The sequence below is a fragment of the Streptomyces sp. NPDC002776 genome, assembly GCF_053592195.1.
In genome coordinates, this window is sequence record NZ_JBSFVG010000010.1 from 287,036 (window position 1) to 303,731 (window position 16,696).

9 protein-coding genes and 1 pseudogene are annotated in these 16,696 nt (G+C 71.8%); 7 read left to right on the forward strand and 3 right to left on the reverse strand.

Features of this window, described 5'->3' with window-relative positions:
- Positions 1-5: 5 nt before the first annotated feature.
- Entirely contained in the window at positions 6-1,235 is a 1,230-nt protein-coding gene (locus tag ACWD11_RS21950; protein WP_389414857.1) for a L,D-transpeptidase, read from the reverse strand.
- 176 nt (positions 1,236-1,411) lie between these two features.
- Positions 1,412-2,656, reverse strand: coding sequence for an Ig-like domain-containing protein (locus tag ACWD11_RS21955; protein WP_451284868.1), 1,245 nt, complete (start codon positions 2,654-2,656; stop codon positions 1,412-1,414).
- Positions 2,657-2,807: 151 nt separating this feature from the next.
- Between ACWD11_RS21955 and glgX the strand changes: the two genes are divergently transcribed.
- The 5 genes from glgX to ACWD11_RS21980 all read left to right on the forward strand — a co-directional run bounded on the left by glgX (position 2,808) and on the right by ACWD11_RS21980 (position 11,701).
- Positions 2,808-5,054 carry a glycogen debranching protein GlgX gene (glgX, locus tag ACWD11_RS21960; protein WP_389414859.1) on the forward strand — a complete coding sequence of 749 codons (2,247 nt, stop codon included), beginning with the start codon at positions 2,808-2,810 and terminating at the stop codon, positions 5,052-5,054.
- 87 nt (positions 5,055-5,141) lie between these two features.
- Positions 5,142-6,917, forward strand: coding sequence for an ABC transporter ATP-binding protein (locus ACWD11_RS21965; RefSeq protein ID WP_451284871.1), 1,776 nt, complete (start codon positions 5,142-5,144; stop codon positions 6,915-6,917).
- The gene (locus ACWD11_RS21970) at positions 6,914-8,755 is read left to right on the forward strand and encodes an ABC transporter ATP-binding protein (RefSeq protein ID WP_451284873.1); all 1,842 of its coding nucleotides are present in this window, start codon (positions 6,914-6,916) and stop codon (positions 8,753-8,755) included. Before ACWD11_RS21965 ends, ACWD11_RS21970 begins: the two co-directional genes overlap by 4 nt.
- A gap of 286 nt (positions 8,756-9,041) precedes the next feature.
- Positions 9,042-11,090 (forward strand): M4 family metallopeptidase, encoded by a 2,049-nt coding sequence (locus ACWD11_RS21975; RefSeq protein WP_389414862.1) that lies wholly within the window; start codon positions 9,042-9,044, stop codon positions 11,088-11,090.
- Between the two features lie 104 nt (positions 11,091-11,194).
- Positions 11,195-11,701 carry a DUF1990 family protein gene (locus ACWD11_RS21980; RefSeq protein WP_451284875.1) on the forward strand — a complete coding sequence of 169 codons (507 nt, stop codon included), beginning with the start codon at positions 11,195-11,197 and terminating at the stop codon, positions 11,699-11,701.
- A gap of 18 nt (positions 11,702-11,719) precedes the next feature.
- Here ACWD11_RS21980 and ACWD11_RS21985 read toward each other — a convergent pair whose 3' ends face one another.
- The gene (locus ACWD11_RS21985) at positions 11,720-14,338 is read right to left on the reverse strand and encodes a glycosyltransferase family 1 protein (RefSeq protein WP_389414864.1); all 2,619 of its coding nucleotides are present in this window, start codon (positions 14,336-14,338) and stop codon (positions 11,720-11,722) included.
- Positions 14,339-14,675: 337 nt separating this feature from the next.
- On the opposite strand from ACWD11_RS21985, the pseudogene ACWD11_RS21990 reads away from it, so the two are divergent.
- Together ACWD11_RS21990 and ACWD11_RS21995 are read left to right on the forward strand one after the other, a co-directional pair.
- Positions 14,676-15,766 (forward strand): annotated as a pseudogene (locus ACWD11_RS21990) (S8 family peptidase).
- Positions 15,767-15,998: 232 nt separating this feature from the next.
- Positions 15,999-16,696 (forward strand): maltotransferase domain-containing protein (locus ACWD11_RS21995; protein WP_451284877.1); only part of this gene is annotated, 698 nt, incomplete at its 3' end.

Below are 16,696 nucleotides of genomic sequence, written 5' to 3' on the forward strand. Positions count from 1 at the left end.
CCCCGCTACTTCGTCCACTCCTCCCAGGACATGTTCCAGCCGTTGAGGCCGTTGTCCGGGGCGATGGTCGCGTCGTCGGAGTTCTTCACGACGACGACGTCGCCGATCATGGAGTGGTTGAAGAACCAGGCGGCCGGGGTCCCCTTGTCCCAGGCACCCTTCACATCGCGCAGGCCGACGCAACCGTGGCTGGCGTTGTAGTTGCCGAAGGCGTCGCCGCCCCAGTAGTTGCCGTGGATGAAGGTGCCGGACTGGCTCAGGCGCATGGCGTGCGGGACGTCGTCGATGTCGTACTCGCCGTCGTAGCCGACCGTGTCGCCGTTCATCCGGGTCTCGACGAACTTCTCGGTGATGACCATCTGGCCGTTCCAGGTGTCGTAACCGGGCTTGCCGGTGGTGACCGGGAGGGTCTTGACGACCTTGCCGTCCTGCATGACCTTCATCTTCTTGGTCTTCACATCGACGACGGAGACCTGGTCGCGGCCGATGGTGAAGGAGACGGTCTTGTCCTGCTTGCCGTAGACGCCGTCCCGGCCCTCGACGCCGTCGAGATCGAGGTCGACGGTGACCTTGGTGCCTTCCTTCCAGTACTTCTCGGGGCGGAAGTCGAGGCGGTCGTTGCCGAACCAGTGGCCCTGGACGTCCACGGCGGGCTCGGTCCTGATCCGTACGGCCTTCTCGACGTCGTCCGGGTTGGTGATGCCCCGGTCGAAGCGGAGCGAGAAGGGCATGCCCACGCCGACCTTGGAGCCGTCCTCCGGGGTGAAGGTGCCGAGGAAGGTGTGCTCGGGGGTGAGCGTGGTGAAGCTGGAGTCCTCGGCGGCCTCGCGGCCCTCGGAGTCCTTGGCGACCGCGTGGACGGTGTACTTCGTGGCGGCGGCGAGGTGGGTGGACGGCGTCCAGCTCGCGCCCCCGTCGGTGATCTTCCCGGGTATCGCCTCGCCCTTGCCGTCCTTGACGACGACTTCGGAGAGCTTGCCCTTGCTCGCGCTGACCTTGAGGGCGCCGCTGGTGTCGACGGACTCGGCGCCGTCCTTCGGGGCTATGGAGACCACGGCCTGCGACGGCCCGCTCTGCGCGGCACCGGAGTCACCGCCCTTGCCCTTGCCGTCGCCGGAGCCCGAGTCCGAGCCGCCACCGCACGCGGTGACGGCCAGCAGCAGACCTCCGGCGAGCACGGCCGTGATCCTCCTGCGCGCGTCAACCGACGCCCCCGATATCGGTCGCACGTTCAAGTCCTTCTCTCCCCTCGCCGGGCCTGGTCAGGCCCCCGCCCCCGCGCGTCTGCCAGGCGCTCGGCGCATATTAACCACAAGGTCATCCGGCGCGGCGCCCCTGGATTGTCACCGTTCCGTACCGAGTTCAGTACCGACTTCGACGGAAACGTGCGTCGAGTGGCCCCCCTGTCCTGTTACTTCACCGCACTTCCGGCCTTCCAGTCCTTCCAGCCCATATTCCAGCCGCCCAGGCCGTTGTCGGGAGCGACCTTCTTGTCCTTGCTGCGGACGACCTCGACCACGTCCCCGATCAGGCTCCGGTCGAAGAACCAGCCCGCCGGGGTGTCCGAGCCGCCGCCCTTGACGTCCCTCAGGCCCACGCAGCCGTGGCTGACGTTGACCTTCCCGAAGGCGTGCGGCGCCCAGTAGTTGCCGTGCAGGAAGGTGCCGGACTCGGTCAGCCGCATGGCGTGCGGGACGTCCGGGATGTCGTACTCGCCCTTGCCGTCGTCGTCGGTGAAGCCGACCGTGGCGCCGTTCATCCGGGTCACCTCGAGCATCTCGGTGACGACCATCTTGCCGTTGTAGGTGGTGGTCTTCGGGGCGCCCGCCGTGATCGGCACGGTGGCGAGCAGGTCGCCGTCGCGCCGGACCTCCATGGTGTGCGCGGCCGCGTCGACGGTGGAGACCTGGTGGCGGCCGACGGTGAAGGAGAACGTCTTGTACTGCAGGCCGTAGACCCCCGGCGCGCCCTCCACGTCACGGAGCTTGAGGGAGACGGTGACCTGGGTGCCGGGCTTCCAGTACCGCTCGGGGCGGAAGTCGAGGCGGCCCTTGCCGAACCAGTGCGGGCGGATCTCGACGGCCGGGCGGGCGGTGACGTGGACGGCGCGTTCCACGGCGGCGCGGTTCTCGATCTCCCGGTTGAACTCCAGGGAGACGATCATTCCGGTGCCGACCGTGGAGCGGTTCTCCGGGGAGACGTACCCGATGAACCGCTCATCGGGGACGTGGGTGGTGAAGGTGATGTGCCGGGCGGAGCGGCGGCCGTGGCCGTCCAGCGCCACCACGTCGACGGTGTAGCGGGCGGCCAGCGCCAGGTGCCGGTCGTCGGGTTCCCAGCGCAGTCCGTCGGCGGAGATCTGCCCGGGGACCGGGGTCTCCTGCGCGTCCTGCGACTTGACGACCCGCACCGACTCCAGGCGCCCGCTGGGCACCCCCACCCGCAGCTTCGCGTCGGGCTTCACCCCCCGGCTGCCGTCGTCCGGGAAGACACGGATCACCTCCTCGGGTGCCCGGGGTTTGCCGAGCCCGCCGAGGCCGGCCCCTCCGGTCGTCTCCGACGTGCAGCCGGCGGCTCCGGCCAGCAGTCCTGCCCATGTCAGTACGGCGGCCAGTGCGGCCCCCGCGCGCCGTGCGCGCCCTTGTACGTGCCTCACGAGGAGCCCAACGACCGGGCACGCTCCGGGGAAACGTGAGTGCGAGCCAAGCGCTGGGCAGAACAGTGGGGAGGACGACGCGACGGGGAGCCGCTGCCGGGGTCTTGCATGCCCGTTTGCACGTCGTCCAGCGAGCCGTGGGAGGCCAAGGGTGTCCAGCAGCGCAGCCGAGCGTGAGGCAGTGGCTCAGGAGCGGGCCGCCGAAGGGCCGGGGGCCCTCCTACTGAACGGTGCGCCGCGCCGGACGCCGGGCATGCCCGTGTGGCCCGGTGCGCCCACTCCGCTGGGCGCCCGCTTCCGGGTGGGCCCGGACGGGGTGGCCGGGACCAACTTCGCGCTGTGGGCGGGCGGTGCCGAGGCCGTCGAGCTGTGCCTGTTCGACGACGCGGGCAAGGAGACCCGGGCCAAGCTGACCGAGCTGACGCACGAGATCTGGCACGGCTTCGTGCCCGGGGTGCTGCCGGGCCAGCGGTACGGCTTTAGGGTGCACGGCCGCTGGGACCCCTGGACCGGCGCCCGCTGGAACCCGGCGAAGCTGCTGCTCGACCCGTACGCCCGCGCGGTGGACGGCGACTTCGGGCTGCCGCCGGAGGTGTACGGCCATGTCCGGGACTGGCCGCAGCAGCAGGTCGCGGACACCGTCCGGGACGACCGGGACTCGGCGCCGTACGTCCCCAAGGGCGTCGTCGTGCACGACGACGACGACTGGACGGACGACCGGCGGCCGAAGACGCCCTGGGCGGACTCGGTCATCTACGAGGTGCACGTGCGCGGCTTCACCCGGCTGCACCCGGGCATCCCCGAGGAACTGCGCGGGACGTACGCGGGTCTCGCGCACCCGGCGGCCATCGAGCACCTGGTCAAGCTGGGCGTGACGGCCGTGGAGCTGCTGCCGGTCCATCAGTTCGCGCACGAGGACCATCTGCTGCGGCGCGGCCTGAAGAACTACTGGGGCTACAACTCCATCGGCTACTTCGCCCCGCACGCCGGGTACGCGGCCTCCGGGACCACGGGACAGCAGGTCGGCGAGTTCAAGCGGATGGTGCGGTCGCTGCACGAGGCCGGCATCGAGGTCATCCTCGACGTGGTCTACAACCACACCGCGGAGGCCGGTGAGCTGGGCCCCACCCTGTCCCTGAAGGGCATCGACAACCGGGGCTACTACCGCTTGCAGTCGGACGCGCGCCGGTACGCCGACTACACGGGCTGCGGCAACACCCTCCATGTGGTCCAGCCCCATGTGCTGCGGCTGATCACCGACTCGCTGCGCTACTGGGTCACCGAGATGGGCGTCGACGGCTTCCGCTTCGACCTCGCCGCCGCGCTGGCCCGCTCGATGCACGACGTCGACATGCTCTCGCCGTTCCTCGCCGTCATCGCCCAGGACCCCCTGCTGAGCCGGGTGAAGCTGATCGCCGAACCGTGGGACGTGGGCTCCGGCGGCTACCAGGTGGGCGCCTTCCCCCCGCTGTGGACGGAGTGGAACGACCGCTACCGCAACGCCGTACGGGACTTCTGGCGGGGCGCGCTGCCGGACGTGCGGGATCTCGGCTACCGGCTGTCGGGGTCGAGCGACCTGTACGCGTGGGGCGGACGGCGGCCGTACGCCTCCGTCAACTTCGTGACCGCGCACGACGGCTTCACGCTGCGCGACCTCGTCTCCTACGAGCGCAAGCACAACGAGGCGAACGGCGAGGGCAACCGGGACGGCACGGACGACAACCGGGCCTGGAACTGCGGCGCGGAGGGCGAGACGGACGAGGAGGGGGTACGGGAGCTCAGGCGGCGGCAGCTGCGGAACCTGCTGACCACCCTGCTGCTGTCCACGGGCGTGCCGATGCTGGTGGCGGGCGACGAGCTGGGGCGCACCCAGCGCGGCAACAACAACGCCTACTGCCAGGACAACGAGATCAGCTGGCTGGACTGGGGGCTGCTGGAGGACCCCGGCTGGAAGGCGCTGTTCGAGCTGACCTCCCGGCTGATCGAGCTGCGCCACCGGCATCCCGTGCTGCGCCGGCGGGCCTTCTTCTCCGGGCGCGCGCACTCGGCGGACGGGCTGCGGGACCTGGCCTGGTTCACCGCGCGGGGGACGGAGATGACGGAACGGGACTGGTACGCGCCCGCCGCCACGCTCGGCATGTACCTCTCCGGGCGGGACATCCCGGGCCGGGACGAGCGGGGCGCCCCGATCGTCGACGACAGCTTCCTGGCGGTGCTGCACGCGGGAGACCAGCCGGTGAGCTTCGTACTGCCGGCGCCGCCGTGGGCGGAGGAGTACGAGGTGGTCGTCGACACCGCGCGCGAGGAGCAGGGCGCGGCGCCGGGTCTGGTCCACCGGGCGGGTACGGCGATCACGGTGCCGGCGCGGGCGGTGCTGCTGCTGAAGGTGGTGGCCTGACGGGGGTGGCGTGACAGGCGCCGGGTCCCGCGCAAGGGGCCAAAACTCGGTGGGCGTTGTCAGTGGCGATCCGTAGGCTCGCTGCTGATGCCCACGACACCCGCGCCCGCCGAGGAACGCTCCGCCGTCAGGACCCTGCTGCGCCTGTGGCCGTACGTCCGCCCCGTGCGGGCGCGGCTGTTCACCGCCGCGTTCGTGGCGATCCTCGCCTCGTGCACGGGCCTGGTGATCCCGCTCGTGCTGAAGTGGATGGTGGACGGGCCGGTCGCCGGGCGGGATCCGGCCGGGGTGTGGCTCGGGGCGCTGTTCCTGCTGCTGCTCGGGCTCGCCGAGGCGCTGCTGTTCGGGCTGCGGCGGTGGCTGGTGGCCCGGCCGCTGTCGCATGTCGAGGCGGAGATGCGGGCGGGCCTGTACCGGCATCTGCAGCGGCTGCCGGTCGCCTTCCACGACCGGTGGGCGTCGGGGCAGTTGCTGTCGCGGGGGACCACCGATCTGATGCTGGTGCGGATGTTCCTCGCGTTTCCGCTGACCTTCCTGCTGGTCAACGGCGTCACCATCCTGGTCGGCGTGGTCCTCATGCTGCTCCAGGACTGGACGCTGGGACTGGTGATCCTCGGGCCCGCCGTGCCGGTGATCGTGATGTGCGTGGTCTTCGAGAAGCGGTACGCCGAGGTGGCGCGGCGGGCGCAGGACCAGGTCGGGGATCTGACGACCGTCGTCGAGGAGAGCGTGCTCGGGATCCGGATCATCAAGGGGTTCGGGCGGCACCGCAGCCAGGCCCGGGCGTTCCGGGAGCTGTCGTCGACGCTGCGGGGGACCGAGCTGCGCAAGGCGCGGCTGCTGGCGGTGATCTGGGCGGTGATCGTGACGCTGCCCGAGGTGGCCGTCGGGGCGGCGCTGGTGGTGGGGTGCGTGCAGGTCGCGGACGGGCAGTTGTCGGCGGGCACGCTGGTGGCGTTCCTGTCCACGGCGCTCGCCCTGCGGTGGCCCGTGGAGTCGATCGGGTTCCTGCTGGCGATGAGCCAGGAGGCGGCGACGGCCACGGAGCGGTACTTCGAGGTGCTCGACGAGGCGCCGGAATCGGCGGAGCGGCCCGAGCCGGGGCGCGTCGCGGCCGGGGCGGAGGGGCTGGTCTTCGAGAGCGTCTGCTTCCGCTACCCCGACGCCCCGCCCGACTCCCCGCCCGTCCTGGACCGCATCGACCTCCACATCCGCCCCGGCGAGTCCATGGCCCTCGTCGGTGCCACCGGCTCCGGCAAGACCACCCTCACCGCGCTCGTGCCCCGGTTGCACGAGGTCACCTCCGGGCGGATCACCCTGGACGGCGAGGACATCAGGGCCATGTCCCGGGAGGAACTGCGCTCCAAGGTCGCCGTCGCCTTCGAGGAACCCACCCTGTTCTCCGCCTCCGTCGGGGAGAACGTGCTGATGGGGACCGACGGCACCGCGGGAGCCGCGGAGCTGGACCGCGCGCTCGCCGTCGCCCAGGCCTCTTTCGTGCACTCCCTGCCGCAGGGCACCGACACCCAGGTCGGCGAGCAGGGGCTCAGCCTCTCCGGTGGGCAGCGGCAGCGGCTGGCGCTCGCCCGGGCCGTCGTCGGACGGCCGCGGTTCCTGGTGCTGGACGATCCGCTGTCCGCGCTCGACGTGCACACCGAGGCCGCCGTCGAGGCCGCGCTGCGGGACGTGCTCGCGCAGACCACCGCGATCGTGGTGGCGCACCGGCCGTCCACCGTGCTGCTCGCCGACCGGGTCGCGCTGCTGTCCCGCGGCCGGATCACCGCGGTCGGCACCCATCACGAACTGCTGCGCAGCAACGCCGAGTACGCCCGTCTGATGTCCGGAGCGGAGGCACCCGGATGACCGCGCCCACCCTCACCGCCCCGTCCAAGGACCGGCCCGAGGAGACCGGCGACTCGTTCGACCGGGACGTCCTGCCCACTCCCCCGGGCGCCACCGGCGCACTGCTGCGTTCGCTGCTGACGCCGATGAAGGCCCGGGTGGCGCTCACCACGCTGCTGCTGCTCGTCCAGCAGGCGGCCGTGCAGGCGGGCCCGCTGCTGGTGGCGTACGCCCTCGACCGGGCGGTGCCGGCGTTCCGCGGGGGCGACCACGGCCCGCTGATCGCCGTGGCCGTGGGCTACCTGCTCTGCGCGACGGTCTCCGGCGCCCTGCAGTACGCGTTCGTCATCGCCTCCGCCCGCGTCAACCAGGACGTGCTGCTGGATCTGCGCGGCCGGATCTTCCGGCACGCGCAGGCGCTGAGCATCGACTTCCACGAGCGCTACACGAGCGGCCGCCTGATCTCCCGGTCCACCGCGGACGTGGAGTCGCTGCGGGAGCTGCTGAGCGAGGGGCTGCAGGAACTCGTCACCGTGATCCTGTCGTTCGTGTACATCTCGGCGCTGCTGCTCTGGCTGGACCTCGGGCTCGGCGCGGTCGCGGTCGCCTCCTTCGTGCCGCTGTTCCTGCTCATGCGGAATTACCAGCGGCGCGCCGGGCGGGTGTACCGGCTGCGGTCGACGGCCATCGCCTCGGTGATCGTGAAGTTCGTGGAGACGATGAACGGCATCCGGCCGGTGCGCGCGTTCCGCCGCGAGGCCGTCAACGACGCCGACTTCGCCGTACTGAACCAGCGGCACGAGCGGATCAACGGCGACGCGCTGCTGGAGATGGCCCGGTACGTGGTGGGCTCGCGGCTGGTGGCCAACACCGCCGTCGCGGCGATCGTGCTGTGGGGCGCCCACCGGGTCGCGGGCGGCACGCTGGCGCTCGGCGTGCTGGCCGCCGCGGTGCTGTATCTGCGGCGGCTGTACGACCCGATCGACCGGCTCGGGATGTTCCTGAACTCCTACCAGTCGGCGGCCGCCTCCCTGGAGAAGATCGCGGGGCTGCTGGCCCAGGTCCCGTCCGTCCCCGAACCGCCGGCGCCCAGGCAGCTCCCGGCGCTTCAGTCCGAGCACCCGGGGCGCGAGGTCGTCTTCGACGGGGTGCGGTTCGCCTACCGCACCGGCGGCGAAGTGCTGCCCGCCTTCGACCTCACCCTTCCGGCCGGGCAGACGGTCGCGGTGGTCGGCTCGACCGGCGCCGGCAAGTCGACGCTGGCGAAGCTGCTGGCCCGGTTCTACGACCCCACCGACGGCCGGGTGCTGCTGGACGGGGTCGATCTGCGCGAGCTGTCCCTGTCCGAACTGCGGCGCGGGGTGGTGATGGTGACCCAGGAGGCGTTCCTGTTCTCCGGCACGGTCGCCGAGAACATCGCCCTCGGGCGCCCGGACGCGAGCCGGGAGGACATCGAGCGGGCGGCGAAGGCGATCGGCGCGCACGAGTTCATCAGCGTCCTGCCCGACGGCTACGACACCGACGTACGCAAGCGGGGCGGCCGTATCTCCGCCGGTCAGCGCCAACTGGTGGCGTTCGCGCGGGCATTGCTGGCCGACCCCGCGGTGCTGATCCTCGACGAGGCGACCAGCTCGCTGGACATCCCCGGCGAGCGGGCGGTGCAGAGCGCGATGGCGACGGTGCTGCACGGGCGTACGGCGGTGGTGATCGCGCACCGGCTGTCCACCGTGGAGATCGCGGACCGGGTGCTGGTCATGGAGCACGGGCGGATCGTCGAGGACGGCTCGCCCGCCGAACTCATCGCGGACACCGGTCGGTTCGCGGATCTGCACCGGGCGTGGCGGGACAGTCTGGCCTAGCGCCGGGTCGGGTGCGCGGCCATAGATCCAAAGGGTTCGTATAGCGAACATGAATTCCCGGACAACGAACGATTTCCGGCCAACTTTCTGACGCGCCCCTGACAGGAGTGCGGATCTCCTGCCACTCTTCCCACGGCCGACGCACAGCAACCCCATAGGTTCGCCCGCTGCGCCCGGCCGTCGCTCCCGCACGTCGTTCTGCGTACCGCTGCTCTGCCCGCCCGGCCCACCCGCCGGACGGTCTCCCCTGGCCGCGCGATCCGCGGCCGCGCAGAAGGAGTCAGTTTTGAGAAGCAGTTCCTCGGACAGACGCACCCCCCACAGATCCACCACCCGCCGGGCCGCGGCAGCCGCCCTCGTCGGTGTGGCCGCCCTGATCGCCACGGCCGTCCAGTCGGGCGCCGCCACCGCCGCCCCGGAGAAGGCACCGTCGGCCGCGGGCAAGGTCATCCCCGGCGCCGAGTCGGTCAAGCTCACCCCCGCCCAGCGCGCCGAGCTGATCCGCACGGCCAACGCCACCAAGGCACAGACCGCCGCGGAGCTGGGCCTGGGCGCCAAGGAGAAGCTGGTCGTCCGCGACGTCCTCAAGGACGGCAACGGCACGATCCACACCCGCTACGAGCGCACCTACGACGGACTGCCCGTCCTCGGCGGCGACCTCGTCGTCAAGAGCACGAAGGCGGACGCCACCGCGGCCGTCGTGAAGGCCACGAAGCGGGCCATCGAGCCGGCCACCACCGAGGCGGCGGTCTCCGCGGCGAAGGCCGAGCGGCAGGCCCTGGCCGCGGCGGAGGCGGAGGACGCCAAGGACGCCGACGTCAACCGGGCGCCCCGCAAGGTGATCTGGGCGGCGAGCGGCACCCCGAAGGTGGCGTTCGAGACGGTCGTCGGCGGCTTCCAGCACGACGGCACCCCGCAGGAGCTGCACGTCATCACGGACGCCACCTCGGGCGAGAAGCTCTACGAGTGGGAGGCGATCGAGACCGGCACCGGCAACACCGTCTACAGCGGCACGGTGACGCTCGGCACCACCCAGTCCGGCTCGACGTACAACCTCACCGACGGCGCGCGCGGCAACCACAAGACGTACAACCTCAACCGCGGCACCTCCGGCACCGGGACGCTCTTCTCGGGGCCGGACGACGTGTGGGGCAACGGCAGCCCGTCCAACCTGGAGTCGGCCGCCGCCGACGCGCACTACGGCGCCGCCCTGACCTGGGACTACTACAAGAACGTGCACGGGCGCAGCGGCATCCGCGGCGACGGCGTCGGCGCGTACTCCCGGGTCCACTACGGCAACAACTACGTCAACGCGTTCTGGTCCGACAGCTGCTTCTGCATGACCTACGGCGACGGCTCGGGCAACGCCAACCCGCTGACCTCGATCGACGTCGCCGCGCACGAGATGACCCACGGGCTCACCTCCAACACCGCGGGCCTGGTCTACAGCGGCGAGTCCGGCGGCCTGAACGAGGCGACCTCCGACATCTTCGGCGCGACCGTCGAGTTCTTCGCCAACAACTCCTCCGACGTCGGTGACTACCTCATCGGCGAGGAGATCAACATCAACGGCGACGGCACCCCGTTGCGCTACATGGACAAGCCCAGCAGGGACGGCTCGTCCAAGGACAGCTGGTACTCGGGGATCGGCTCGATCGACGTGCACTACTCGTCGGGCCCCGCCAATCACTTCTTCTACCTGCTGAGCGAGGGCAGCGGCGCCAAGACCATCAACGGCGTCAGCTACAACTCGCCGACCGCGGACGGCCTGCCGGTCACCGGCATCGGCCGGGCCAAGGCGGAGAAGATCTGGTTCCGCGCCCTGACCACGAAGTTCACCTCCACCACCAACTACGCGGGCGCCCGCACCGGCACCCTCGCGGCGGCCGGTGAGCTGTACGGCACCACCAGCCCCGAGTACGCGGCGGTGCAGCACGCCTGGGCGGGCGTCGCGGTCGGCGCGCGGCCCGGCGGCGGCGGTGGCGGCACCTCCTTCGAGAACACCGCCGACGTGGCCATCCCGGACCGGGGCGCGGCGGTCACCTCGTCGATCACCGTCTCCGGGCGGACCGGCAACGCGCCGTCGAACCTCGCGGTCGCGGTCGACATCGTCCACACCTACATCGGTGACCTCCAGGTGCAGCTCGTCGCCCCCGACGGCACGGCGTACACGCTGAAGGGCTACGGCACCGGCGGCAGCGCGGACAACATCAACACCACGTACACCGTGAACGCCTCCTCCGAGGTCGCCAACGGCGTCTGGCAGTTGCGGGTGCAGGACAACGCGTCCGCCGACACCGGCTACATCAACAGCTGGAAGCTGACGTTCCCGTAGAACGTCCCGCTCCCCTGTGACCAGGGCGCCGTCCCGGTGGTTCGACTCCCCGGGACGGCGCCCGCTGCGTCCCGCGGGCGCCGGCCGCCCTAGGCTAAGGCCCCATGTCCTTCACGTACGACGATGTCGGCGCCACCCGGGAGCCCGGGTTCTGCCCGCCCGGATTCCGTCCCCTGCATGTGCGCACCCGTATCGGCGAGGGCCACGAGGTCTTCAGCCGGGCGGCCGAGGCGGTGCTGACCTGGGACATGCACCGGGCGGTGGGCGTCGGCATAGACGCCTCCGCGGAACGGGCCGCGCCCGGGGTCGACGTCACCGTCACCCTGGCCGGCGTCATCAAGGCACCGTGCCGGGTGGTCTGGACGCTGGAGGAGCACCGCCGGGCGGGCTGGGCGTACGGCACGCTGCCCGGGCATCCGGAGTGCGGCGAGGAGTCCTTCGTCGTGGACCGCACCGGGGACGGCACCGTCTGGCTGACGGTGCACGCCTTCAGCCGGGCCGCGAAGTGGTACGCCCGCGCGGGCGGCCCCGCCGGCCGCGGCCTGCAGCAGGCCTACGCGCGGCGGTGCGGGGCGGCCCTGCGCAGGCTGTGCGGGGGCGACACCGGCTGACGCCCCCGCCGTACCGCCTCAGCGCAGGAGCACCCCGGCGCCCTCCACCACGTCCTGCGACGGCGCGGTCACCAGCCCCAGTTCCGCGCTCGACGCCAGCAGCCGGTGCGCCGGAAGGATCCGTACCGTGTAGCCGTACGGCCCCGTGCGGTCCAGGGACAGCGGGCCCTCGTAGACCCAGCGGCCGTCCAGGTCGGGACCGCCGGTCGGCTTCAGCGGGACCGTCGCCGCGTCCGTGATCCGGTCCTCGGCGTCCACCCGGCCCGAGACCGCCTGCACCTCCACGTCGTCGGGGACCAGCTCGCCGAGGCCGACCCGGACCCGCAGGCTCAGGGTCGTGCCCAGCTCCGCGGTCGTGGTGGCGACCGAGGTCTCCACATGGTCGACGCTCACCCGGTGCCAGGCCGCCCGCACCCGCGCCTTCCACAGCGCCAGTTCGCGCGCGGAGTCCGCGTCCATCGCGCGGTGGGCGAGCGCGGCCGGGGTGTACAGGCGCTCGACGTACTCCCGGACCATCCGCCCGGCCAGCACCTTCGGGCCGAGCAGGGTGAGGGTCTGGCGGACCATCTCGATCCAGCGGTCGGGCAGTCCGCCCTGGCCGCGCTCGTAGAAGCGCGGGGTGACCCGCTGCTCCAGCAGGTCGTAGAGGGCCGCCGCCTCGATGTCGTCGCGCCGGTCCGGGTCCGTCTGGGAGCCGTCCGCGGTGGGGATCGCCCAGCCGAAGTCCGGCTGGAACCACTCGTCCCACCAGCCGTCCAGCACGGACAGATTGAGACAGCCGTTGAGCGCCGCCTTCATGCCCGAGGTGCCGCACGCCTCCAGCGGGCGGAGCGGATTGTTCAGCCAGATGTCGCAGCCCGGGTACAGCTTCTGTGCCATCGCCATGCCGTAGTCCGGCAGGAAGACGATCCGGTGGCGCACCCGCGGATCGTCCGCGAACCGCACCAGGTCCTGGATGAGCCGCTTGCCGCCGTCGTCCGCCGGGTGCGCCTTGCCCGCCACCACGATCTGGACCGGGTGCTCGGGGTGCAGCAGCAGCTCCATCAGCCGGTCCTGGTCGCGCAGCATCAGGGTGAGGCGCTTGTACGACGGGACCCGGCGGGCGAAGCCGATGGTGAGGACGTCCGGGTCGAGCACCCCGTCGATCCACCCCAGCTCCGCGCTGCCGGCGCCGCGCTGCCGCCAGGAGGCGCGCAGCCGCTCGCGCACCTCCGTCACCAGCTGTTCGCGCAGCACCCGGCGCAGCTCCCAGATCTCCTGGTCCGGGATGTCCGCCACCGCGTCCCAGCGGTCGGAACCGCCGACGGTGAAGGCGTCCTCGGTGCGCTGGGCGCCGATCTGCTTGGCGCCGAGCCGGAAGACCTCGGGGGCGACCCAGGTCGGGGCGTGCACCCCGTTGGTGACCGAGGTGATCGGCACCTCGTCGGCGTCGAAGCCCGGCCAGAGCCCGGAGAACATCTCCCGGCTGACGTTGCCGTGCAGCAGTGAGACACCGTTGGCACGCTGGCCGAGACGCAGACCCATCACCGCCATGTTGAACAGGTTCGGCTCGCCCCCGGCATAGGACTCCATGCCGAGCTGGAGGATCCGCTCGACGTCGATGCGCGGGAGTTCGGCGTCGGGCCCGAAGTGGCGGGCGACGAGTTCCCGGTCGAAGCGGTCGATGCCGGCGGGGACGGGGGTGTGGGTGGTGAAGACGGTCCCGGCCCGGACCGCCTCCAGGCCGGAGTCGAAGTCGAGTCCCCGGTCGCAGAGTTCGGCGATCCGCTCCAGCCCGAGGAAGCCGGCGTGCCCCTCGTTGGTGTGGAAGACCTCGGGCTCCGCGTGGCCCGTCAGCCGGCAGTACGTCCGTACCGCCCGGACCCCTCCTATGCCGAGCAGCATCTCCTGGAGCAGCCGGTGCTCGCTGCCGCCGCCGTAGAGCCGGTCGGTCACCCCGCGTTCGCCGAGGTCGTTCTCCTCCACGTCGGAGTCGAGGAGCAGCAGCGGGACCCTGCCGACCTGGGCCAGCCAGACCCGGGCGTGCAGGGAGCGGCCGCCGGGCAGGGCGAGGGAGACCTGGGCTGGGGTGCCGTCGGCCTCCCTGAGCAGGGCCACCGGCAGTTCGTTGGGGTCGAGCACCGGGTAGTGCTCCTGCTGCCAGCCGTCCCTGGAAAGGCTCTGCCGGAAGTAGCCGTGCCGGTACAGCAGCCCCACACCGATCAACGGCACCCCGAGATCGCTGGCCGCCTTCAGATGGTCGCCGGCCAGGATGCCCAGGCCGCCGGAGTACTGCGGCAGGGCGGCGGTGATGCCGAATTCGGGGGAGAAATAGGCGACGGCGGCCGGGAGTTCGGAGGACTGGGCCTGGTACCAGCGGTCACCGGAGACATAGTCGTGGAGATCGTCGGCGGCGGCCGTCAGACGGCGCAGGAAACGCCGGTCCTCGGCCAGCTCGGCCAGCCTTCCCGGCGCCACACTGCCCAGGAGCCGTACCGGATCGCCGCCCGAGGCGGCCCAGCGCTCGGGATCGACGGACTGGAAGAGGTCGCGGGTCTCCGCATGCCAGGACCAGCGCAGATTGCGCGCCAGATCGCTGAGCGGCCGCAGGGGTTCGGGGAGAACGGGACGGACGGTGAATCGACGGATCGCCTTCACATTCCACCTCGGCAGGCGTGCGGAAGAGGACGCACGGCGGTGTGCGTCCTGTCATCATCTGCACGGTATCGGTGCGGGCGCTTTGTAACCACGGCGCCTTTCCCGCGTCTCCCTCGAACCTGGACAGGGACTCCACCCGGACCACTCACGGACGTCGTCCGAAAAGCACCGCCACCTTCCCGGATCCGCCCTCGGCGATATGGCCGATTCCGCCCTCACCGGCGTCCTTGTGGCGACTTCGTCCGCCACGCGAGGCTGCTCGTGGCGTCCGGCCCGCGCCGGGTGCGGCCCGGCGGGCAGCGGTGGCCGGACGCCGAGCGAGGAGGGGACTCGGACCATGGCACGGACGCGAACCCGGTCTCTGCGCTGGGCGGGCGGCCTGACCGCGGTGACCTGTACCGCGGCGCTTTCGGCCATCGGCCCGCTCGCGCGCGCCGCGCCGGAGGGGCGGATCCTCGGCGCCGGGCGACCCGGCACCGTCAGCGGAAGCTACCTGGTGACACTCAAGGAGGGCACGCGGGCTCCCTCGGTGGCCGGAAAGGGCCTGGCGGAACGGTACGGGGCGAGAATCAGCCACACCTACGGCGCCGTTCTCAACGGTTACGCGGTCCGGCGAGCGAGAGACAGGCACGACAACTCGCCGCCGACCCGCGTGTCGCCTCGGTCGCGCAGGACACCCGGGTGGCCCCGGAAACCACCCGGAAGAACCCGCCGTCCTGGGGTCTGGACCGCGTGGACCAGCCGAGCCTGCCGCTCAACGGCCGCTACACCGCGTCCGGGTCCGCGGGCGACGGCAACGGCCACGGCACCCATGTGGCGGGCACGGTCGCCGGATCGGCGTACGGCGTCGCCGAGAAGGCCGAGGTGGTCTCCGTGCGCGTCCTCGACCACGCGGGCGCCGGCACCACCGCCCAGGCCATCGCGGGCATCGACTGGGTGACCAGGAACGCCAGGAAGCCGGCGGTCGCCAACCTCAGCCTGGGCGGCGCCTACAACGCCCAGCTCGATGCGGCCGTACGCACCTCCATCGTGTCCGGCGTCACCCACACCGTCGCCGCGGGCAACGACGGTCTCCCGGCCGGTCTTTCCTCACCGGCCGGGGTGCGCCAGGCGATCACGGTCGGCGCCACCGACCGCGAGGACGCGCGGGCGGGGTTCTCCAACTTCGGCTCGGCCCTCGACCTGTTCGCACCGGGCGTGTCGATCACCTCGACGTCGTCCAGGGGCGACCGCGCCAGGGCCACCCGGTCCGGTACGTCGATGGCGTCGCCGCACGCGGCGGGCGCTGCCGCACTCCATCTGGCCGACCATCGCAAGGCCACGCCCGCACAGGTGTCCGAGGCGCTCGTGGCCGGGGCGGTGAGCGGAAGGGTCTCCGGGCGCGGGCCGGGCTCACCGAACAAACTGCTCCAGGTACCGGGCTCGTAGCGACATGTTCGCGCCCCGTTGAGAACACCCCGGAAGGATCGGTCCCGTTCACCGGACGGGGCCGGTCCTGTGGGCAGATATACGCGTGAGTAGTTAACAAAGTGCCGGATTGCTCACCCGAATAGGGTGGGAAGGCTCCTCCGGGACACTCCACAGGTACACCACAACAGCATCCCGCAGGACCCACCCCCTATCCATCCGCCCACCCACGTTGACGCGGACAGGAGCGGTCATGCCCGCCAAGCACCACTCGTCAGCACCCACGACGCGCAAACCCGAGCGATCTCCCGCACCACGCCCGGCCGCCGCCGGACCGCCCGGCGCGGAGCCACCCTCCGCGAACGGCGTTCGCGGTGTCGGGCGCATACCCGTCCTCGACGTCCGCCCGTTCGTCCAGCGCGGCCGCAGGCCCGCCAAGGCGGTGACCGGCGAGACGTTCGAGGTCTCGGCGACCGTGTTCCGCGAGGGACATGACGCCGTGGCCGCCAATGTCGTGCTGCGCGACCCCGAGGGCCGTCCCGGTCCCTGGACGCCGATGCGCGAACTGGCGCCGGGCACCGACCGCTGGGGCGCCGACGTCACGCCCGACGCCGAGGGCCTGTGGACGTACACCGTGGAGGCGTGGGGCGATCCGGTGACCACCTGGCGGCACCACGCCCGGATCAAGATCCCGGCCGGAATGGACACGGAGCTGGTCCTGGAGGAGGGCGCCCGGCTGTACGAGCGGGCCGCCACCGAAGTCCCCTCCGAACAGCGGCGGATGCTCCTCACCGCGGCCGAACACCTCAGGGACGACACCCGCCCGGCGACCGCGCGCCTCGCGGCGGCCCTGACTCCCGAGGTGGATGCGGTGCTGTCGCGGTATCCGCTGCGGGAGTTGGTGACCGCGTCGGATCCGCTGCCGCTGCTGGTGGAGCGGGAGCGGGCCCT